Here is a 19,831-nt window from a genome sequence, read left to right as displayed (position 1 = left end):
GACGCCCGAAGGAGCGCGCCGCATGACCTCAGAAACCACCGCCCGTCCGATGATCGGGACCGACCTCGCCGCCGACATGGTGGCCCAGGCCGCGGTCCGCGCCCAGAAGCTGCAGGACGAGACCGGGGTGCAGCCGTGTCTCGCGACCGTGCTGGTCGGGGACGACCCCGCCTCCGCGACGTACGTGCGGATGAAGCAGAACCGCAGCAAGAAGGCCGGGATCGGCTCGGTCAGCGTCGTGCTGCCCGCGTCGACCACCACCGACGAGCTGGTCGCCGAGCTGACCAGGCTGTCCGACGACCCGACCGTGCACGGGGTCCTGCTGCAGCACCCGGTGCCGGCCCAGATCGACGAGCGGGCCGCGTTCGAGGCGATCGCGCCGGCCAAGGACGTCGACGGCGTCACCATGCACTCGTTCGCCGCGATGGCGTTCGGGGAGCCGGGCTTCCGGTCCTGCACACCCGGCGGGATCCTGCGGCTGCTGCAGGCGTACGACGTACCGCTGGCCGGTGCGCACGCCGTGGTGATCGGCCGCAGCCCGATCCTCGGCAAGCCGGCCGGAATGTTGCTGCTGGCATCGAACGCGACCGTCACCTACACGCACTCGCGGACCACGAACCTGCCCGAGCTGGTCCGTCAGGCCGACGTCGTGGTGGCCGCGGTCGGCAGGCCGAACTTCGTCCGCGGTGACTGGCTGAAGCCGGGCGCGGTCGTGGTCGATGCCGGGTACAACGAAGGCAACGTCGGCGACGTGCACGCCGAGGAGGCCGCCGCGGTGGCGAGCCTGCTGACGCCCGTTCCGGGCGGCGTCGGGCCGATGACGATCGCGCTGCTGCTGGAGCAGACGGTGGACGCGGCGGAGGCGCAGACCGCGCAGGCCTGAGACCGGTTCTCGCCGTTCGGGGGCACGAACGGCGAGACACCGGAGCACGGAACAAACGGTCTGACCTAATGTTGAGACTGATGTCCAGCGCCGAACGGGTGCGGACGGGCTGATCGAGGAGGCAGGACAGTGGCGGTACGGGCGATCCGGGGTGCCACCCAGCTGGACGCGGACGAGCGGGAGCACCTGCTCGAGCGGACGGCGGAGCTGGTCCGGGCGGTGCTGGAGGCGAACGACCTGGCCTCGGAGGACCTGATCAGCATCCTGTTCACCGTCACGCCGGACCTGAGCTCGGAGTTTCCCGCGGTGGCCGGCCGGCAGATCGGGCTGACCGACGTACCGCTGATGTGCATGCAGGAGATCGCGGTCCCGCACGCGCTGCCGCGGGTGGTCCGGATGATGCTGCACACCGAGTCGCCGCGGTCGCGGGAGAAGATCCAGCACGTCTACCTGCACGGCGCCACCGCGCTGCGCCCCGATCTGACGGGCGCCCAGTGACCGACCCGCTGACCCCGGCAACGCCCGCAGCGGCCGGGGCGTCGCCCGCAGTCTCCCCGACGCCTGCGGAGCCCGGGGCGACCGCGCTTCGCGGCCCCGTCCGGATCGTCGGGACCGGCCTGATCGGTACGTCGATCGGCCTGGCGCTGGCCCGGCTCGGTGTCGTCGTCGAGCTGATCGACGGCGACCCGGACAACGCGCTGATGGCTGAGCGGATCGGCGCCGGCTCGCGGCTGGTGCAGCTCGAGCCGCAGCTGGTCGTCGTCGCCGTACCGCCGGACCACGTCGGTGCGGTGATCGCCGAGCAACTCGCGCAGACCGACGCCGTCGTCACCGATGCCGCGAGCGTCAAGGGCAAGCCGCTCGCGGACGCCCGCGCGCTGAGCAAGCCCGAGGACCTCGCCCGGTACGTCGGCGGCCACCCGATGGCGGGCTCGGAGCGCAACGGCCCGCTGGCCGGCCGCGCCGACCTGTTCGAGGGCGCGACCTGGGCGATCACCCCGCACGAGACCAGCGACCCGACGGCCGTCGAGCTGGTCCGGCGGCTCGCCGAGGCCTGCGGCGCGCGAACCGTCGAGCTGTCCGTCCCGGACCACGACCTCGCCGTCGCCCGCGTCTCGCACCTGCCGCAGCTGATGTCGTCGCTCGCCGCGGGCACGCTGGTGGACGCGCCGACCGAGCACCTGGAGCTGTCCGGTCAGGGGGTTCGCGACGTCACCCGGATCGCCGCGAGCGACCCGGGGATGTGGACGCAGATCGTGGCCGCCAACTCGCCCGCGCTGAGCGGCCTGCTGGAGCAGATCCGCGACGAGCTCGACCGGCTGTTGATTGCCCTGAGCAAGGAAAAGACCGACGACGAGGTGACCGCCGTACTCCGGCGTGGTGTCTCCGGTGCGGTCCGAGTGCCCGGCAAGCACGGCACGCCGCACATCGAGCTGGTCCCCGTCCTGGTGACGATCCCCGACCGCCCGGGCCAGCTGGCCCGGCTGTTCGCCGACGCCGCCGCGTCCGGCGCCAACGTCGAGGACCTGCGGATCGACCACAGCCCGGGCCGCCCGGTCGGTGAGGTCGAGCTGGCGGTCAAACCGGCCTCGGTCGACCAGCTGGTCGACGTACTGACCGAGCGCGGTTGGTCCGTGCACCGGTAACCTTCGGGCCATGATCATCGCAGTCGACGGCCCGAGCGGTTCCGGAAAATCGAGCACGGCCCGCGGAGTGGCCACCAGACTGGGGCTGAAGTACCTCGACACCGGTGCGATGTACCGCGCGGTGACCTGGTCCGCGCTGGAGGCCGGGCTCGACCTGACCGACACCGCCGCGGTCGCCGACCGGGCCCGCGCGGTCGACCTGGGGATCAGCACCGACCCCGGCCTGGCGCACTTCACCGCCGACGGCACCGACGTCACCGAGGCGATCCGGGACCCGCGGATCAGCGAGAACGTCTCCAGGATCGCCACCAACCTGGACGTCCGGGCCGAGCTGATCCGCCGCCAGCGCGCGATCATCGACGACGCCCAGCCGGGCGGCGGGATCGTCGTCGAGGGCCGCGACATCGCCACCGTGGTGGCCACCGACGCCGAGCTCAAGGTGCTGCTGACCGCCGACCAGGACGCCCGGATGGCCCGCCGCAAGGCCGAGCTGGCCGAGGGCGCGCTGACCGCCGAGCAGCTGCGCGACCAGATCGTCCGCCGCGACGCCGACGACGCCACGGTCTCGCAGTTCGAGGTCGCCTCGGACGGCGCGGTGACGATCGACTCCACCCACCTGTCCCTGGAGGAGGTCATCGACGTGATCAGCCGGCTCGCGAAGGAGGCCGAGGCCGCGCCGCCACGCGACCCGCGGGAGTCATGACAGTACCGATGCCGCGCCTCCGGCACGGCGAGTCATGGGGCTGGAACTCCCGGCCTTCCCTCGTCGCTCCGGTCGCTTCGCTCCCTGCGCTCCTCAGTCCAGGCCGGGAGGCCCCATGACTGCAGAACTGACCAGGCACCAGGAACTGCCGCGCACCGACGACCTGCCGCGGCTGCCGTACCGGCTCGGCGGTGTGATGCGTCACATCGTCGGCGTCTACCTGCGGCACCGCTACGACCTGACCGTGCACCACCAGGAGCGGTTCCCGTTGACCGGTCCGGTGCTGCTCGCGCCGAACCACCTGGGGCTGCTGGACGGCCCGCTGCTCGGCGCGACCGCGCCCCGGATGCTGCACCAGCTCGGCAAGATCGAGGCGTTCCACGGCGCGCAGGGCAAGTTCCTGCACCTGGTCGGTCAGATCCCGGTCGACCGGACGACGTACGACGTGCTGGCGATCCGGAAGGCGATCAAGGTGCTCCGGGACGGCAACGTGATGAGCATCTACCCCGAGGGCACCCGCGGCCGCGGCGACTTCCGCAAGATCCGGGTCGGTGTCGCCTACCTGGCGATGGTCACCGGCGCCCCGATCCTGCCCGTGGCGCTGCTCGGGACCCGGCTGCCGGGCGGCAGCGTGGAGCGGTATCCCCCCAAGGGGAGCCCGGTCGACGTCGTGTACGGCGAACCTTTCACGGTCGAGCGCGTACCCTTTCCCAGGAGGCACACCGACGTACGGGCGGTGGCCGACCAGATCGGCGACGTGTTGCGGGCGCATGTCCAGGCCGCCGTCGCAGCCACCGGCCACCCGCTTCCGGGCAAGCCAGACCAGAAGGATCCTGATGAGTGACCTGCCCACCGGCTACGAGTACGACGCCGAGCCGTCGCGCGACGACGACACCGGCCCCGTGCCCGTCCTGGCGATCGTGGGCCGCCCGAACGTCGGCAAGTCGACGCTGGTGAACCGCATCATCGGCCGCCGCGAGGCGGTCGTCGAGGACACCCCGGGCGTCACCCGGGACCGGGTCTCCTACGACGCGGACTGGGCCGGCCGCTCCTTCACGGTCGTCGACACCGGCGGCTGGGACCCGGACGCGGTCGGGATGGCCGCGCTGGTCGCGGCCCAGGCCGAGGTCGCGATCAACGCCGCCGACGCGGTGCTGTTCGTCGTGGACGCGACCGTCGGGATCACCGACGCCGACGAGGCCGTCGTCCGGGTGCTGCGCAAGTCCGGCAAGCCGGTGGTGCTGGCCGCGAACAAGGTCGACGACCAGCGCATCGAGTCCGAGGCGATGAACCTGTGGAGCCTGGGGATCGGCGAGCCGTTCCCGATCTCGGCCATGCACGGCCGCGGTACCGGCGACATGCTGGACGCCGTACTGGCCGCTCTGCCGGAGGCGCCGCCGGAGCGCGACGCCGAGACCGGGGGACCGCGCCGGGTCGCCATCGTCGGCAAGCCGAACGTCGGCAAGTCCTCGCTGCTGAACAAGGTCGCCAAGGAGGACCGGGTCGTCGTCAGCGACGTGTCCGGCACCACCGTCGACCCGGTCGACGAGCTGATCACGCTCGGCGAGAAGCAGTACCGGTTCATCGACACCGCCGGCATCCGGCGGAAGGTGAAGAACGTCCAGGGCCACGAGTACTACGCCAGCCTGCGGACCAACAGCGCGATCGAGCGCGCCGAGGTGGTCGTGGTCGTGGTCGACGCCTCCGAGCCGATGACCGAGCAGGACCTGCGGATCATGGACATGGTCGAGGAGGCCGGCAAGGCCCTGGTGATCGCCTACAACAAGTGGGACATGGTCGACGAGGACCGCCGGTACTACCTGGAGAAGGAGATCGACCGCGACCTGGTCCAGCTGCGCTGGGCGCCCCGGGTGAACATCAGCGCCCTGACCGGCCGGCACATGGAGAAGCTGGTGCCGGCCATCGAGGCCGCGCTGGACGGCTGGCAGACCCGCGTCCCGACCGGCCAGCTGAACGCGTTCCTCGGCCGGTTGGTTGCCGCGCACCCCCATCCGGTGCGCTCGGGCAAGCAGCCGAAGATCCTGTTCGGCACCCAGGCCACCACGATGCCGCCGACCTTCGCGATCTTCACCTCCGGGCAGATCGAGCCGTCGTACCAGCGGTTCATCGAACGACGGCTGCGCGAGGACTTCGGCTTCGTCGGCAGTCCGGTGCACGTCCAGATCCGGGCCCGGCAGAAGAAGGCGAAACGCTGATCGGGGCGGTGCGAAAGTACTCCGGATGATGGGGTAAGGTTTACCCGCTCGCTCCTGCTGGAGCTTGCGGTTCGGGCTGTGGCGCAGTTGGTAGCGCACCGGTCTGGGGGACCGGGGGTCGCCAGTTCAAGTCTGGCCAGCCCGACAGCGTACGAAGGGCACCGGCATCGCGCCGGTGCCCTTCGTCGTTTTGCCCAGGACCCGTACGCCGTCAGGTCTCGAACGTCGTGGCCATCCGGGCGAGCGCGTCGAGCGCCCCCTCGAGCTCGGCCGCGCTGAGCGGCCCGACCAGTCGCGCCGCCGACAGCAGTCCGATCGTCGCGCTCGACAACGCCAGCGCGACGTGCTCGGGATCGACGTCCGCGACGAGCATCCCCTGTGCCTGCAGGTCGCGCAGCCATGCGACCACGCCCTGGTGGCGTTCGCGGTACCGGCCGTCGGTCACCGCCTCGACGTGGCTCCCGAGCACGCCACGGTCGTCCAGGAAGGCCGCGGTCATCAACCGGTCCTCGAGCAGAACCCGTACGGCGGCGCGGTACGCCGTACCGAGTCGTGGCCGGTCACCGACGGCCGCCCTGGTTCGCAGGCGTTCGGTCCCACGACGCAGCAGCGCGTCGAGGATCTCGCGCTTGCCCGCGAACTCCAGGTACACGGCGCCCTTGCCGACCCCGGCCCGCGCCGCGATCTCGGCGACGCTCATCGCGTCGAAGCCGCGATCCAGCACCAGGTCCTCGGCGGCGTCGAGCAGACGTTCGCGCCGGTTCGGGACGAGCGGCCGGGGCATCAGCCGAGCCCTCGGAGGAAGTCCTGCAGAGCCGGGACCACCAGGTCCGGACGATCGCGCTGGACCCAGTGCCCCGCCTCCGGGACCGTCAGCAGGGTCGCGTTCGGCAGGAGCCCAGCGGCGGCCCGCGCCCGAGCGATCGGTACGCCGCTGTCGTGGTCGCCGTGGACGAGCAGCACCGGGACCTGGATCTGTGCCAGCCGGCTCGTGTAGTCGGTGCGGAGTCCGTTCCACAGCACCTGATCGCGCTGCCACGCGCCGAACGTCCGCAGGCTCTGGCCCGTTGCGGCTTCCTCGACCACGGCGCTGACGAGTTCCGTCGTCCGTGCCGCTGGGTTGCGGACGATCGAGCGCAGCCCGCGCTCCATCGCGGCGGCGTTGCGCGCGTACGAGCGGGTGAGGGCGGCCAGTACTCCGCTGCGCAGGAGGGCATAGGTGGCGAGCTGGTTCAGCCTGCTGAACGGGCCGTCGGTGAGCCGCGGCATGAGGCCGAACGATCCCAGCAGCAGCGCGCCACGAGCTCCCGCCGGGCGTTCCAGCAGGTGCCCGAGGGTGAGGCCTCCGCCGAGTGACAGGCCGCCGATCACGTAGTCCTCTAGGCCGAGCGCGTGGACGAGCTCACCGACGTACTGGATCAGTCGCTGCTGGGTCAGCGGCCAGCCGGCCCGTGGGCTCTGGCCGAAGCCGGGGTGGTCGGGGGCGACCACGCGGAAACCAGCGTCCGCCAGCGCGGGGCCGGTCTGGCCCCAGGACAGTTCGGCGTTGTCGGCGCCGCCGCCGTGCAGCAGCAGGACGGTGGGCCCGACCGGATCGGCCGGCGCCCACTCCAGCAGGGAGATCGTCGCGCCGGTCACGGCGACGGTGGTACGGCGTACGACCATGGCGGCTCCTGTCGTTGTGACCAGATTACCTTGCTTGGTCACTACGTTTCGGTCTGGTGCCCCGGCGCGGACGCAGGTACGTTGCGAAGTGCGGGCCCGTGAAGGTGGGGGCATCGGAACCGGACCCGCGTCGATGGGGGTGACACCATGCGTTCGATTCGTGCTGTCCTGTCCGGCGCCGTGGCGGTGCTGCTGCTCGCGCCCTTGCTGGTCTTCCTGTCCGCGCCACCGGCCGCGGCGGCCAACCTGACCGCGAACCTGGTTCGGACGGTCCAGCTGTCCGCTCTGGACCCGCCGATGCCGGACCCGTCGGGGATCACCTACCTGCCCGGGCGGGACCACCTGCTGATCTCGGACGCGGAGGTGGACGAGGTCAGCGTCTTCGACGGCGCCAACCTGTTCGAGATCACCCGGGCCGGCGTGATGCAGGACACCGGGCTGACGACGGCGTACACGAAGGAACCGGCCGGGGTCGGGTTCAACCCGGTCAACGGGCACCTGTTCGTCTGCGACGACGACCAGTTCCGGGTGTACGAGCTCGCGGCCGGGACGGACGGGCGGTACGGCACCGGCGACGACGTGCGGACGACGTTCAGCACCGCGGGCTTCCTCAGCCAGGACCCGGAGGAGATCGAGTACTTCCCGCCGACCGGCGAGCTGTTCGTGCTCGACGGCGCGGACAACAACATCCACCGGGTGTCGCCCGGTCCGGACGGCCTCTTCAACGGGGTCGCGCCGGCCGGTGACGACGTCGACACCGAGTTCGACATCGGCCGGTACGGCGTACTGGACCCCGAAGGCATCGGCTTCCATCCCGGCCGGAACACGATGATGGTCGTCGACAGCTACTCCAACACGGTGTACGAGTTCAACCGCAACCTGATGCTGGTCAACAAGATCAACATCTCCGCCTCGAACGAGGTCTTCGTGGGCGGTGTCACCGTCGCGCCGGCCACCGCGGACCCGTCGCAGTGGAACCTTTACCTGGTCGACCGCGGCGTCGACAACGACACGAACCCGGCGGAGAACGACGGGAAGCTGTACGAGATGTCGGTGGCGCTGCCGCCGATCCCGAACCTGGTGCCGGTCGTGTCTGCGGGGCCCGACCGGTCCACGCACGTCGGCGCGCCGATCGCGCTGCGCGCCGAGGTGTGGGACGACGATCTGCCGGCGCCGTCGACGACGGCCGGCTGGCAGACGGTGAGCGGACCGGGGACCGTCACCTTCGGGACGCCGGCGGCGGCCGAGACGGCCGCGACCTTCAGCGCACCCGGCACGTACGTCGTCCGCGCGTCCGGCAGCGACTCCGCGCTGACCGGCTCGGACGACGTGCGGGTGACTGTGGTCGCTCCCGGCGGTGCGCTGCCGCTGGACGTGCCCGCCATCCGGGCCTTCGACGACGTCGAGCAGAAGCCGACCGGATTCGCGGACTGGGCGTCGTCGACGCTGAACCTCCCGAACGCCGGAGCGACGGCGCAGACGATCGGTCTGCGGTTCGACGACGTCGACGTGCCCGACGGCGCGACGATCACCGAGGCGTGGATCCAGTTCACGTCGAGCGGGTCGAACTCCGGTGCGACGTCGATGCAGGTCGCGGGGATCGCCGAGAACGACACTGGCCTGTTCACGGTGCAGCCCACCACGGTGTCGTCGCGCCCCAAGACGCAGGCGCGAGCCACCTGGGCTCCGCCCGCGTGGAGTGGTTCCGGTCAGTCGGGAGCCGCTCAGCGGACGTCCGACCTGCGCGCCGTCGTGCAGGAGGTGCTGAACAGACCGGGCTGGAACCAGGGCAACGCGGTGGGCTTCGTGCTCACCGGAACCGGCGAGCGGCGGGCTGCGTCGACCGATGGTTCGGTCGCTCCGGTGCTGCACCTCGCCTACACCGTGCCGGCTGGCAACACCGCGCCGGTCGCCGCGTTCACGTCGTCGTGCGGTGCGCTGTCCTGCGCCTTCGACGGCTCAGGCTCTTCGGACGCCGAGGGGCCGATCGCGTCGTACGCCTGGACCTTCGGGGACGGCGGCACGGGGACCGGCGTCGCGCCGAGCCACACGTACGCCGCCGCGGGCACGTACACCGTGACGCTGACCGTGACCGATGGTGGGGGACTCACCCACCAGGTCAGCCATCCTGTCACCGTGGCCGCCTCGGCCGGCATCGGCTACCGCGCCGCTACCGGCTACGTCGGCAACGCGACGATGCCGACCGTAACCGTCCCTGGCGGCGTACAGACTGGTGACTCGCTGCTGCTCTTCGCCTCGCTCAACGCCAACACCACGGCGATCACCGGCCCACCCGGCTGGACCCAGCTCGCCAACGTGGTCAACAGCTCCCAACGCACCCTCGCCTGGTGGAAGCCGGCCACCGCCGCCGACGCCGGTACGCCGGTCCGGCTGACCTTCGACGTCTACACGAAGGTCACCCTCCAGCTGGCCGCCTACAGCGGCAGCACCGCACAGCCGGTCGTCACCACCCGAGCCGAGACCACCGTCACCACGTCACACGCCACCCCCACAGCCACCGTCAACACGGCCGGCTCCTGGCTCGTCTCCTACTGGGCCGACAAGTCCTCGACCACCACCAACTGGACGGCACCAGCTTCGGCAGTCACCCGAGACGAACGCATCGGCTCCGGCAGCGGCCGCACCAGCGCGCTGCTCGGCGACGGCGGTGCCCCCGTCCCGAACGGGCCAGCCGGCGCCCTGGTCGCCACTACAGATGTCGCCTCCCGCGCCACAACGCTGAGCGTCGTACTCACGCCGTAGGAGCGCCGACCTTCGTACTCACGCCTTGGGTGCTCGGTCAGCCTGGGTGGCTGACCGAGCCGGCGGCCCTACCAGCCTCGCGCGCGCCATTCGCTCAGGTGAGGGCGCTCGGTGCCCAGGGTGGTGTCGGCGCCGTGGCCGGGGTAGACCCAGGTTTCGTCGGGGAGGCGGTCGAAGAGTTTGGTCTCGACGTCGTTGATCAGGGAGGTGAAGCGTTCGGCGTCGCCCTGGGTGTTGCCGACGCCGCCGGGGAAGAGGGAGTCGCCGGTGAACAGGTGCGGGGCGCCCTTCGGGTCGTCGTACAGGAGGGCGATGGAGCCGGGGGTGTGGCCGACCAGATGGATGACGCGGAGGCCGACGGCGCCGAAGGAGATCTCGTCGCCGTCCTCGACCTGGGTGGTGGTCGGGACGTCGATGCCCTCGGCGTCGTACCGGCCGGCGATCGTGGTCGCGCCGGTGCCGGCGACGACGTCGGCCAGCGCCTGCCAGTGGTCGCCGTGGCGGTGCGTGGTGATCACCCGGCTGATCCCGGCGGCGCCGATCAGCGTCAGCAGCGTGTGCGCGTCGTTGGCGGCGTCGACCAGCACCTGCTCGTCGGTCTGCCGGCAGCGCAGCAGGTACGCGTTGTTGTTCATCGGCCCGACGGCGACCTTCGAGATCATCAGCTGGGCCAGCTCGTGGGTCTGCGCGGGGCCGCCGACGCGGACGTTGCCGTGGTAATCGTTCATGCGCCGATCCTCGCACCCCGGACCACCACGTGTCCGCGTGACCTGGGGTGGGTACCGCTCGTTCGTCGGGTGTGAGGCGGTCGAATATACTTTCGAAAGCGGACCCCGGGATCCGGCCCGGAAGTTTTTGTCGGTGGGCCTCGTTAGCCTGTATCGGGCCTGTCCCTGAACCCTTCGAACGGCTGAGAGTGAGCTTGTGTCTGACCGTCTGATCGTGCGTGGAGCGCGTGAGCACAACCTGAAGGACGTCTCGCTCGACCTGCCGCGCGACGCCATGATCGTTTTCACCGGTCTGTCCGGGTCCGGCAAGTCCAGCCTGGCCTTCGACACGATCTTCGCCGAGGGCCAGCGCCGCTACGTGGAGTCCCTGTCCGCGTACGCCCGGCAGTTCCTCGGCCAGATGGACAAACCCGACGTCGACTTCATCGAGGGCCTGTCCCCGGCGGTCTCGATCGACCAGAAGTCCACCTCGCGCAACCCGCGCTCGACGGTGGGCACGATCACCGAGGTCTACGACTACCTCCGGCTGCTGTTCGCGCGGGCCGGGCGGCCGCACTGCCCGGAGTGCGGTGAGCCGATCGCGAAGCAGACCCCGCAGCAGATCGTCGACCGGGTGATGGAGCTCGACGAGGGCACCCGGTTCCAGGTCCTCGCCCCGGTCATCCGCGGCCGCAAGGGTGAGTACCTCGACCTGTTCCGCCAGCTCACCGGCCAGGGCTTCAGCCGGGCCCGCGTGGACGGCGAGACGATCCAGCTGACCGAGCCGCCGAAGCTCGACAAGCAGAAGAAGCACACCATCGACGTGGTCGTCGACCGGCTCGCGGTGAAGGGCTCCGCGAAGCAGCGGCTGACCGACTCGGTCGAGACCGCGCTCGGTCTGTCCGGTGGCATCGTCACGCTCGACTTCGTCGACCTCGAGGAGAACGACCCGTACCGGGAGCGCCGCTTCAGCGAGAAGCTCGCCTGCCCGAACGACCACCCCCTGCAGCTCGACGAGCTCGAGCCGCGCTCGTTCTCGTTCAACTCGCCGTACGGCGCCTGCCCGGCCTGCTCCGGGCTCGGTACCCGGATGGAGGTCGACCCGGAGCTGCTGGTCCCGGACCCGTCGAAGTCGCTCGACGAGGGCGCGATCCAGCCGTGGTCCGGCGCGAACGTCTCGCAGTACTTCGAGCGCTTGCTGAGCGCCCTGGCCAAGGACCTGAAGATCAAGTCGAGCACGCCGTTCGGCGAGCTCCCGGCGAAGGCGCAGAAGGCGCTGCTCAGCGGTCACGACCGCCAGGTGCACGTCTCCTACAAGAACCGGTACGGCCGCGAGCGTTCGTACTACACGACCTTCGAGGGCGTCATCCCGTACGTCGAGCGCCGGCACGCCGAGGCGTCCAGCGACACCAGCCGGGAGCGCTTCGAGGAGTACATGCGCGAGGTCCCGTGCCTGACCTGCAACGGCGCCCGGCTGAAGCCGATCTCGCTCGCGGTCACGCTCGGCGGCAAGAACATCGCCGAGATCAGCGCGATGTCGATCGACGAGGTGCACGGCTTCCTGGTCGACCTGGACCTGACGCCGCGGGAGAAGCAGATCGCGGAGCGGGTCACCAAGGAGATCGGTGAGCGGCTGCGGTTCCTGCTCGACGTCGGCCTGGACTACCTGGCGCTGAACCGGCCGGCCGGCTCGCTGTCCGGCGGCGAGGCGCAGCGGATCCGGCTGGCGACGCAGATCGGCTCCGGCCTGGTCGGGGTGCTGTACGTGCTGGACGAGCCGTCGATCGGTCTGCACCAGCGCGACAACCGGCGGCTGATCGACACCCTGGTCCGCCTGAAGGACCTGGGCAACACGCTGATCGTCGTCGAGCACGACGAGGACACCATCGACCACGCCGACTGGGTGGTCGACATCGGCCCGGGCGCGGGGGAGCACGGCGGCCAGGTGGTCGTCTCGGGCACGGTCGAGGACCTGCGCAACCACCCGGACTCGATCACCGGCCAGTACGTGTCGGGCCGGCGCGAGATCCCGATCCCGGCCGTCCGGCGTCCGCTCACCGAAGGCCGTGAGCTGACCGTGTACGGCGCCCGCGAGCACAACCTGCAGGACATCGACGTGACGATCCCGCTCGGGGTCTTCGTCGCGGTCACCGGTGTCTCGGGCTCGGGCAAGTCGACGCTGGTCAACGACATCCTCTACACGTCGCTGGCCCGGCAGATCTACGGCGCCCGCGCGGTGCCGGGCCGGCACACCAAGATCTCCGGCCTCGACCAGGTCGACAAGGTGATCCACGTCGACCAGTCGCCGATCGGCCGCACGCCGCGGTCCAACCCGGCGACGTACACCGGGGTCTGGGACCACGTCCGCAAGCTGTTCGCCGAGACGCCGGAGGCGAAGGTCCGCGGGTACCAGCAGGGCCGGTTCTCGTTCAACGTCAAGGGCGGCCGCTGCGAGGCCTGCTCCGGTGACGGCACGCTGAAGATCGAGATGAACTTCCTGCCCGACGTGTACGTGCCCTGTGAGGTCTGCCACGGAGCGCGGTACAACCGCGAGACGCTCGAGGTGCACTACAAGAACAAGACCGTCTCCGACATCCTCGACATGCCGATCGAGGAGGCCGCCGAGTTCTTCGCCGCGATCCCGGCGATCTCGCGGCACCTGAAGACGCTGAACGAGGTCGGCCTGGGCTACGTCCGGCTCGGTCAGCCGGCGCCGACGCTGTCCGGCGGTGAGGCGCAGCGGGTGAAGCTGGCGTCGGAGCTGCAGAAGCGTTCCACCGGGCGGACCGTGTACGTGCTGGACGAGCCGACCACGGGTCTGCACTTCGAGGACATCCGCAAGCTGCTCGGCGTCCTCGGCGGACTGGTTGACAAGGGCAACTCGGTGCTGGTGATCGAGCACAACCTCGACGTGATCAAGACCGCCGACTGGATCGTCGACCTCGGGCCCGAGGGCGGTCGCCGCGGCGGCACGCTGGTCGCCGAGGGGACGCCGGAGGAGGTGGCGGCCAACCCGGCGTCGTACACCGGGCAGTTCCTGGCCGAGATCCTGCACGGGCGGGCCGCGAAGCCGAGCGCGAAGCAGGCGGCGCCGGTGGCGGTGACCGCGGGCAAGAAGGCGGTCGCCAAGAAGGCGCCGGCGAAGAAGAGCGCGGCCACGAAGGCTCCGGCCACGAAGGCTGCGTCGACGAAGGCGGCGGCCGCGAAGGCTCCGGCGAAGAAGACCGCGGCTGTGAAGAAGACCACAGCAGCCGCCGCCAAGAAGGCTCCTGCGCGCAAGACCGCTGCGAAGCGCGCAGCCGGCTGAGCTGACGACCACAGGTGGGCGGACCGGACCGGTCCGCCCACCTTTGCGTTCTGCTCGAACCGTCCGGGTCGTCCGCGGCGGTAACCCCTCCAGCGTTTAGATTGACCCCGGAACGAGTAGCGGATCGAAGGGGCAGATGTGCCGCGGCAGTACGACACCCAGCTGATCGAGTCGGTCGCCGTCCGGCGCCGGCGACTGCGCGAGGCGTGGCTGTTCGGCGCCGCCCGGTCCCGGAACACCCTCGACGAAGGCGTCAACAAACTGTTCGCCAGCGCCGCGGTCGCCGCCGTGGTCTGCGCGGGCTGCGTCGGCTACTCGTTCATCCAGGGCTCCAAGGACAAGGGCCCCAACGGACCCGTTGCCCCGAGCCCCAGTTCTCCGGCGACCCCCGGCCCGAGCGGCACACCGTCCGGTACGCCGGAGTCGAACGGCACCCCGCCGCCCAGCGGCACCCCGCGGCCGCCCACGCCGCCGCGGTCCTGAAACCCCCTGCCACAGCAAGGAACTCCCGCCGTACGGGCCCGGAATCGGCACCTGCGCAAGGGAACCGGACGCGACCCCGGCCGCGTCTATGGTGGGGAAGTCGGCAGCCAGCAGATCACTTCGGAGGGACAGCAATCGTGGGTCATCAGCGTTGGAGCATGGGTAAGGACACCCTTGGCACCCTGGCCAAGAAGACGGGTGGCAAGACCCAGGACCTCGGTGGTCTGGTCAAGCGCCTGGCCGCGGCCGCACAGCCGCTGGAGGGCAAGCTGCAGGGTTCCGGCCACGACGCCTTCATGAGCTTCAAGGGCCGGGTGGACGGTATCGCCGCCGACCTGAACGCGGGACTGGCCGCGATCAACAAGGGCCAGCAGGGCATGGACGCCGCGACCCAGACCGGTATGAGTGACATGGCCCAGGCCGCCAAGAAGAGTGAAGGCGCGGCGAACTTCGACGGCGCCAAGTTCAACAAGCGCTGAGACGGGGAGACACAGGCAGATGACCGGACGCAACAGCTACGACAGCGGCGCCAGCGGCGAGACCCAGGCCGCGATCAAGAGCCTGTCGGCGCAGATCGAGTCGCTGATCGCGCAGCACCAGGCGAACGTGAAGGCGATGCGCGGCGACGCGACGATGACCAAGGTGATGGACGACTACGGCGCGGTCGAGGAGAAGTTCAACTCCGCCGCCACCGAGGTCCAGGGGATCATCAAGTCGCTGGCCAGCACACTGGCCGAGTTCGACACGCACGCGGACACCGCGTTCAAGGCGGCCTCGAAGGCCGTCACGGACATCGGCAACACCTGATCCACGGGGGAGCCCGGTCGGGCTCCCCGGACGCTGCGGAGCCGGTCCGGCTCCCGGCGTACCGCCGGCCGGCGCGCGGGTGCGCGCTGGGTCCCCGGCGGCGCCGTCCCGAGCGGGCGGCAGGAGCGGGCCGTCGGCGACGGTCCGCAGTACGGCGAAGTTCACGGGTGCGCCCTGCGCGGGGCGGCGAGAGGCGAGGGCATGGTCAACTGGACGGTCGAGGCGACGGCGGCGATGAACGGGCTCAAGGGCATGCAGACCGATGCCGCGGGCTTCGAGGCGATCGGCACGAAGCTCAGCAACGGGCTGCAGACCGCCGGCACCCAGACCTCGATGAGCGGCAAGGGCGGCCCGGTCGGGATCGCGATCAGCGAGTTCGTGGAGAAGTGGAAGGACTCGCTGCCCGGCATGGTCAAGCACACCGGTGACGTGATGAACGGCACCGTGAACGCGATCACCGCGCTGGCCAACGGTCACCAGGAGATGGCGCTCGCCGCGCAGCGCGGCGTACAGCTGGCCGAGGGTGTCGATCCGCGCCAGGTGATCAGGAACGCCGCGGCCGCCGCCCGCGCCGAGCAGCAGCAACAGCCACCGTCCAGCAACCGCGCCGTCTGACCTGGGGGAGACGAACAGATGATCAAGCCCGAGGGCATTCCGAAGTTCCTGGGGAACCTCGAAGAGGTCACCAAGGCGGCCAACGATCTCTCCTCCGTCGGCGAGGAGATCAAGACCATCGGTGTGAATCTGGAGAAGAAGTTCCGGAGCAACATCGAGACCAACTACGCCAAGGGACCCGAGACCCACCTGCTGGCCGCCGCGATGCTGCCGGTGAAGCAGGAGGGCGAGCTGTTCGGCCCGAACCTCGGCAAGATCGGCGCGGCGCTGCACGTCTTCGTGTCCGACGTCTCCGACGACAAGTCCGGTCTGGCCTCGGTCCGGACCCGCGCCGACGCCTGGAAGGCGAAGGTCGGCAACACCCCCGAGGACGAGATCGACGACAACGAGGACTGGGTCAAGGAGGAGAACCAGCTCCACAAGGACCTCCAGGGCCACCTCGACGCGATCAGCGCCGCCGAGCGCAAGTGCGCGAACGCGATCGCCGACCTGTACGGCGGCAAGAAGTGGGAGGACAGCGGCCTGCGGCAGGGCGAGAAGCCGCCGGAGGACAACGGCGAGGAGGAGAAGGACCCGCCGTGGGGCAAGCCGCTGGAGTACGACGCCCCCTGGTACGAGGACTGTGTCGACTTCGTCGGCGGCGTGCTCAAGGGCGTCTTCGTCGACGGCCTGCTCGGCACCCTGGACGCGATCACCACGCTGATCCCGATCCAGCCGCTGCTCAAGTCGATGGGTGTGAAGAGCATCTTCGGCCACGAACTGGCCGGCTGGGACAAGGCCGGCGAGGCCTGGAAGGGCGTCGGCCTGACGCTGGCCTCGGCCGCGATGTACGCGATCCCGGGTGCGGCGGCGTTCATGCACGTGGCGTTCCCGGAAACCGCGGCGTACCTGGACAACGTCGGGCTCACCGTCCTGAAGGGCATGGTCGCCTGGGACATGTGGGGCGAGGACCCCGGGCGCGCGCTCGGGCAGGTCGGCTTCAACGTGATCACGACAGTCGGTACTGGTGGTGCCGCGGGTGGTGTGCGTGCGGCCGCGATCGGCGGCAAGTACGGCGCGGCCGCGGCGAAGGTTGCCAAGGGCGCCGATGTCGCGGTCAACATCGCCGGGAAGCTGCGCCCCGGTCAGCTCGCGCTGAACACCGCACTGAAGCTGCCGAAGGTCTCCGACCTGGTGATCAAGGTCGGCAACGCGCCGGTGATCGGCGGGCTGGCGAAGTTCGGCGGGCTGGACATCCCGACGTCGAAGGCCGGCGGGGTCTCGCACGCGGGTGGTATCGACGTACCGAACGTCGAGCACGCGCCGGCGTCGGTCGGTTCGCACAACTCGACCACGACGTCCGCGCCTTCGCATGTGGAGACGCCGAGCAGCCCGACGGGCGGCACGAACTTGGGTGGGCGGTCGGACGGTCCGACTTCGCCGACCGGTGGGGATGCGCCTGCGCCGCACTCGGACACGCCTGCTTCGCACTCGGATGCTCCTGCCTCCCACTCGGATGCCCCGGCGTCACACTCGGACGCGCCGGCGTCGCACTCGGATGCTCCGGCGTCCCACTCGGACGCGCCAGCCGCACACACCGATGCTCCCGGCCGCCAGGCCGACGCTCCGGCCCATACGGACACCCCGTCGCGGGCCGACAGCCCGGCGTCGCACTCGGACTCCCCGGCCTCGCACAGCGACAGCCCGAGCCAGTCGCACTCGGACAGCCCGAGCTCGCACAGCGATTCTCCGAGCCAGTCGCACCCCGACAGCCCGAGCTCGCACAGCGACGCACCGTCGCGCGCCGACAGCTCCCACGGCGATTCCCCGAGCACCCACGGAGATAGCCCGAGCGGCACGCACGGAGACTCGTCCCCGTCGCCCCACGGCGACTCTTCGCCCTCGTCGCGCGGCGACTCGTCCCCGTCCTCGCACGCGGACGGTCAGACGACCCCCGGCAGCCGCACCCCGGACTCGCCGACCCACTCACCCGACAGCCCGCGCACCACCCCGGACGCCCCGGCAGCCCACCACGGCTCCCCGGACTCGCCCCGGACCACCCCGGACGCCCCGCGCACGCCGGACGCTCCCCGCTCGCACCCGGACGCCCCGGCCGCGCACCACGGCTCCCCGGACTCGCCACGGACCACCCCGGATGCCCCGCGCACGCCGGACGCACCCCGCTCGCATCCGGACGCGCCGGCGGCGCACCACAGCTCGCCGGACGCGCCGCGTACGCCGGTTGCTCCGCGGTCGCACTCGGATTCCCCGGCTGGGCACCACAGCTCGCCGGACACGCCGCGCACTCCCGACGCCCCGCACCAGCCTGGGCACATCGAGTCGCGGTTGCACCCGGACGGGCCGCCGCAGCACAACCCGAGCCGGATCCAGGAGCGGCTCAACCCCGAGTCCCACACGCCGGCGCCGGGGCACATCGAGTCCCGTCTGCACCCGGACGGGCCGCCGCAGCACAACCCCAGCCGGATCCCGGAGCGCCTGAACCCGGACGCCCCGCACACGCCGGACGCCCCGACGGGTCGTACGCCGGACGCTCCGAACACCCCGGACGCGCCCCGGACCAACACCCCGGACGCGCCGCACACGGGCGACGTCGTACCGCCGGTCGTGGCACCGCACGGCGGCATGCCGCACCACCAGGGGCAGCCGCACCAGCAGGGCCAACCGCACCAGCAAGGGCAACCGCATCAGCAAGGCCAGCCTCAGCATCAGCAGGGGCAGCCGCAGCACCAGGGCCAGCCCCAGCACGGGCAGCCCCAGCACGGGCAGCCGCAGCACCAAGGGCAGCACCCGCCGCAGCCGAACACGCCTCCGCAGGCGCCGCCTCCGCCGCCGCGGCCGACCGGGCACAAGGGGCAGCAGCGGCACGACCTCGAGCCGAACCGGTACCGCACCGGTGACCCGGACGGCTCGCTGCTGAAGCGGCTGAAGTCGAAGGTCGGCTCAAACCCGCTGAAGAACGTCGGGCGCTGGATCAAGGAGGGCAACCCGCACTTCGGGACCAACCACCCGGCCGCGATCAACAACTGCGGTGACAACGCGCGGGCGTTCGTCGACAACCTGCAGGGCAAAGAGCCGCGGATCGCCAACGGCGACACCCGCACGAAGGTCAACGAGCACGGGCAGACGGTGCCGGACCCGGGTGAGTACCCGGAGATGTACCAGTACACCGGTGTGCGCCCGGAGAAGATCGAGGTCCGGGACGCCAACGGCAACGTCGTCGACGGCAAGACCGACCCGGCGGCGTACACGCAGGACGCGATCCGCCAGATCGAGGACGCGCTGAAGGGGCAGCCGCCCGGTACGGCGGCGGTCGTGTACGGCGGGTGGGCGAAGCACGCGCCGACCGACCCGGACGCGGCGCACTGGTTCAACGCGTTCGTCGACCACAAGGGCAACGTGAAGTGGGCGGACATGCAGTCGGGCAAGATCGCCGACAAGCCGCCGTACCCGAACAACTTCCACCACCTGGAGGCGGTCACCCGTCGCCCGGGCGGGGACTGGGAGTCGCCGATCAACAACGGCTGGACGATCCACAACGGCAACCACTACCCGAACAACCCCACGCCGCACGTCCAGCAGCACGCCCCCCAGCAGCACCAGCAGCAGACGCAGCCCATGCATCAGCAGCAGCCACAGCAACACCAACAGCAAACACAGCCGATGCATCAGCAGCAGCAAACGCAGCCGATGCACCAGCAGCAGGCACCGCAGCAGCATCAGCAGCAGACGCAGCCGGTGCACCAGCAGCCTCAGCACCAGCAGACCCAGCCGGTGCACCAGCAGCACGCCCCGCAGCAGAACGTGCCGCCGATGCCGCAGCACCCGCCGCACCAGCAGCAGCTGAACTACCAGCAGCCGCAGGCGCCGCAGTTGCACCAGCCGCCGCATCAGCCCCAGCACACGCAGCCGCAGGCACCTTCACATCACCAGCAGCAGCCGCACCAGCAGCAGCCGCACCAGCAGCAGCCGCACCAGCAGCAGCCGCACCAGCAGCAGCCGCACCAGCAGCAGCCGCACCAGCAGCAGCCGCACCAGC

At 70.8% G+C, this 19,831-nt stretch carries 16 protein-coding genes and 1 tRNA gene; 14 read left to right on the top strand and 3 right to left on the bottom strand.

Annotation, left to right across the window (positions count from 1 at the left end):
* The first annotated feature begins 22 nt into the window (after positions 1-22).
* The 7 genes from ACZ6Z4_RS11535 to ACZ6Z4_RS11505 all read left to right on the top strand — a co-directional run bounded on the left by ACZ6Z4_RS11535 (position 23) and on the right by ACZ6Z4_RS11505 (position 5,593).
* Entirely contained in the window at positions 23-883 is an 861-nt protein-coding gene (locus ACZ6Z4_RS11535; RefSeq protein WP_465561648.1) for a bifunctional 5,10-methylenetetrahydrofolate dehydrogenase/5,10-methenyltetrahydrofolate cyclohydrolase, read from the top strand.
* Positions 884-1,012: 129 nt separating this feature from the next.
* Positions 1,013-1,381 (top strand): chorismate mutase, encoded by a 369-nt coding sequence (aroH, locus tag ACZ6Z4_RS11530; protein WP_363674000.1) that lies wholly within the window; start codon positions 1,013-1,015, stop codon positions 1,379-1,381.
* The gene (locus tag ACZ6Z4_RS11525; RefSeq protein ID WP_465561645.1) at positions 1,378-2,529 is read left to right on the top strand and encodes a prephenate dehydrogenase; all 1,152 of its coding nucleotides are present in this window, start codon (positions 1,378-1,380) and stop codon (positions 2,527-2,529) included. Before aroH ends, ACZ6Z4_RS11525 begins: the two co-directional genes overlap by 4 nt.
* A gap of 10 nt (positions 2,530-2,539) precedes the next feature.
* Positions 2,540-3,232, top strand: a complete 693-nt coding sequence (gene cmk / locus ACZ6Z4_RS11520) for a (d)CMP kinase (RefSeq protein ID WP_465561643.1) — start codon at positions 2,540-2,542, stop codon at positions 3,230-3,232.
* Between the two features lie 115 nt (positions 3,233-3,347).
* Complete coding sequence (locus ACZ6Z4_RS11515) at positions 3,348-4,076, top strand: lysophospholipid acyltransferase family protein (RefSeq protein ID WP_465561639.1); 729 nt, start codon at positions 3,348-3,350, stop codon at positions 4,074-4,076.
* Complete coding sequence (gene der, locus ACZ6Z4_RS11510; protein WP_465561637.1) at positions 4,069-5,448, top strand: ribosome biogenesis GTPase Der; 1,380 nt, start codon at positions 4,069-4,071, stop codon at positions 5,446-5,448. The genes ACZ6Z4_RS11515 and der overlap by 8 nt, the downstream gene beginning before the upstream one ends.
* A gap of 72 nt (positions 5,449-5,520) precedes the next feature.
* Positions 5,521-5,593, top strand: a tRNA-Pro gene (locus tag ACZ6Z4_RS11505).
* 66 nt (positions 5,594-5,659) lie between these two features.
* Here ACZ6Z4_RS11505 and ACZ6Z4_RS11500 read toward each other — a convergent pair.
* Positions 5,660-6,232, bottom strand: a complete 573-nt coding sequence (locus ACZ6Z4_RS11500) for a TetR/AcrR family transcriptional regulator (protein ID WP_465561634.1) — start codon at positions 6,230-6,232, stop codon at positions 5,660-5,662.
* Positions 6,232-7,113, bottom strand: coding sequence for an alpha/beta fold hydrolase (locus tag ACZ6Z4_RS11495; RefSeq protein ID WP_465561632.1), 882 nt, complete (start codon positions 7,111-7,113; stop codon positions 6,232-6,234). The genes ACZ6Z4_RS11500 and ACZ6Z4_RS11495 overlap by 1 nt, the downstream gene beginning before the upstream one ends.
* A gap of 147 nt (positions 7,114-7,260) precedes the next feature.
* On the opposite strand from ACZ6Z4_RS11495, the gene ACZ6Z4_RS11490 reads away from it, so the two are divergent.
* Complete coding sequence (locus tag ACZ6Z4_RS11490; RefSeq protein WP_465561629.1) at positions 7,261-9,876, top strand: PKD domain-containing protein; 2,616 nt, start codon at positions 7,261-7,263, stop codon at positions 9,874-9,876.
* A 68-nt stretch (positions 9,877-9,944) separates the two neighbouring features.
* On the opposite strand, the gene ACZ6Z4_RS11485 is transcribed toward ACZ6Z4_RS11490, so the two are convergent.
* Positions 9,945-10,604 carry an MBL fold metallo-hydrolase gene (locus tag ACZ6Z4_RS11485; protein ID WP_465561627.1) on the bottom strand — a complete coding sequence of 220 codons (660 nt, stop codon included), beginning with the start codon at positions 10,602-10,604 and terminating at the stop codon, positions 9,945-9,947.
* A 196-nt stretch (positions 10,605-10,800) separates the two neighbouring features.
* Here ACZ6Z4_RS11485 and uvrA point away from each other — a divergent pair, with 196 nt between their 5' ends.
* From uvrA to ACZ6Z4_RS11455, 6 genes are all read left to right on the top strand, one after another.
* Positions 10,801-13,890, top strand: a complete 3,090-nt coding sequence (uvrA, locus tag ACZ6Z4_RS11480) for an excinuclease ABC subunit UvrA (protein ID WP_465561625.1) — start codon at positions 10,801-10,803, stop codon at positions 13,888-13,890.
* A 138-nt stretch (positions 13,891-14,028) separates the two neighbouring features.
* The gene (locus ACZ6Z4_RS11475) at positions 14,029-14,373 is read left to right on the top strand and encodes a hypothetical protein (protein ID WP_465561623.1); all 345 of its coding nucleotides are present in this window, start codon (positions 14,029-14,031) and stop codon (positions 14,371-14,373) included.
* 158 nt (positions 14,374-14,531) lie between these two features.
* Positions 14,532-14,852, top strand: coding sequence for a hypothetical protein (locus ACZ6Z4_RS11470; protein WP_184794712.1), 321 nt, complete (start codon positions 14,532-14,534; stop codon positions 14,850-14,852).
* 19 nt (positions 14,853-14,871) lie between these two features.
* Complete coding sequence (locus tag ACZ6Z4_RS11465; RefSeq protein WP_465561620.1) at positions 14,872-15,180, top strand: hypothetical protein; 309 nt, start codon at positions 14,872-14,874, stop codon at positions 15,178-15,180.
* A gap of 201 nt (positions 15,181-15,381) precedes the next feature.
* Positions 15,382-15,795 carry a DUF6507 family protein gene (locus ACZ6Z4_RS11460; RefSeq protein ID WP_465561618.1) on the top strand — a complete coding sequence of 138 codons (414 nt, stop codon included), beginning with the start codon at positions 15,382-15,384 and terminating at the stop codon, positions 15,793-15,795.
* A gap of 18 nt (positions 15,796-15,813) precedes the next feature.
* Positions 15,814-19,831, top strand: a 4,018-nt coding sequence (locus ACZ6Z4_RS11455) for a toxin glutamine deamidase domain-containing protein (protein WP_465561616.1), incomplete at its 3' end; no start/stop codon positions are given.

This window comes from Kribbella sp. NPDC104740 (assembly GCF_055583505.1).
Note: the sequence above shows the minus strand (reverse complement) of the source record. Positions and strands in the feature narration are given on the sequence as shown.

What these genes read in the sequence shown, in the direction of transcription:
- der (WP_465561637.1), top strand. Translation starts at nt 4,069, where the DNA reads ATGAGTGACCTGCCCACCGGCTACGAGTACGACGCCGAGCCGTCGCGC.
- ACZ6Z4_RS11485 (WP_465561627.1), bottom strand. Translation starts at nt 10,604, where the DNA reads ATGAACGATTACCACGGCAACGTCCGCGTCGGCGGCCCCGCGCAGACC.
- ACZ6Z4_RS11470 (WP_184794712.1), top strand. Translation starts at nt 14,532, where the DNA reads ATGGGTAAGGACACCCTTGGCACCCTGGCCAAGAAGACGGGTGGCAAG.
- ACZ6Z4_RS11500 (WP_465561634.1), bottom strand. Translation starts at nt 6,232, where the DNA reads ATGCCCCGGCCGCTCGTCCCGAACCGGCGCGAACGTCTGCTCGACGCC.
- ACZ6Z4_RS11515 (WP_465561639.1), top strand. Translation starts at nt 3,348, where the DNA reads ATGACTGCAGAACTGACCAGGCACCAGGAACTGCCGCGCACCGACGAC.
- ACZ6Z4_RS11460 (WP_465561618.1), top strand. Translation starts at nt 15,382, where the DNA reads ATGGTCAACTGGACGGTCGAGGCGACGGCGGCGATGAACGGGCTCAAG.
- ACZ6Z4_RS11465 (WP_465561620.1), top strand. Translation starts at nt 14,872, where the DNA reads ATGACCGGACGCAACAGCTACGACAGCGGCGCCAGCGGCGAGACCCAG.
- ACZ6Z4_RS11490 (WP_465561629.1), top strand. Translation starts at nt 7,261, where the DNA reads ATGCGTTCGATTCGTGCTGTCCTGTCCGGCGCCGTGGCGGTGCTGCTG.
- cmk (WP_465561643.1), top strand. Translation starts at nt 2,540, where the DNA reads ATGATCATCGCAGTCGACGGCCCGAGCGGTTCCGGAAAATCGAGCACG.
- ACZ6Z4_RS11495 (WP_465561632.1), bottom strand. Translation starts at nt 7,113, where the DNA reads ATGGTCGTACGCCGTACCACCGTCGCCGTGACCGGCGCGACGATCTCC.
- ACZ6Z4_RS11535 (WP_465561648.1), top strand. Translation starts at nt 23, where the DNA reads ATGACCTCAGAAACCACCGCCCGTCCGATGATCGGGACCGACCTCGCC.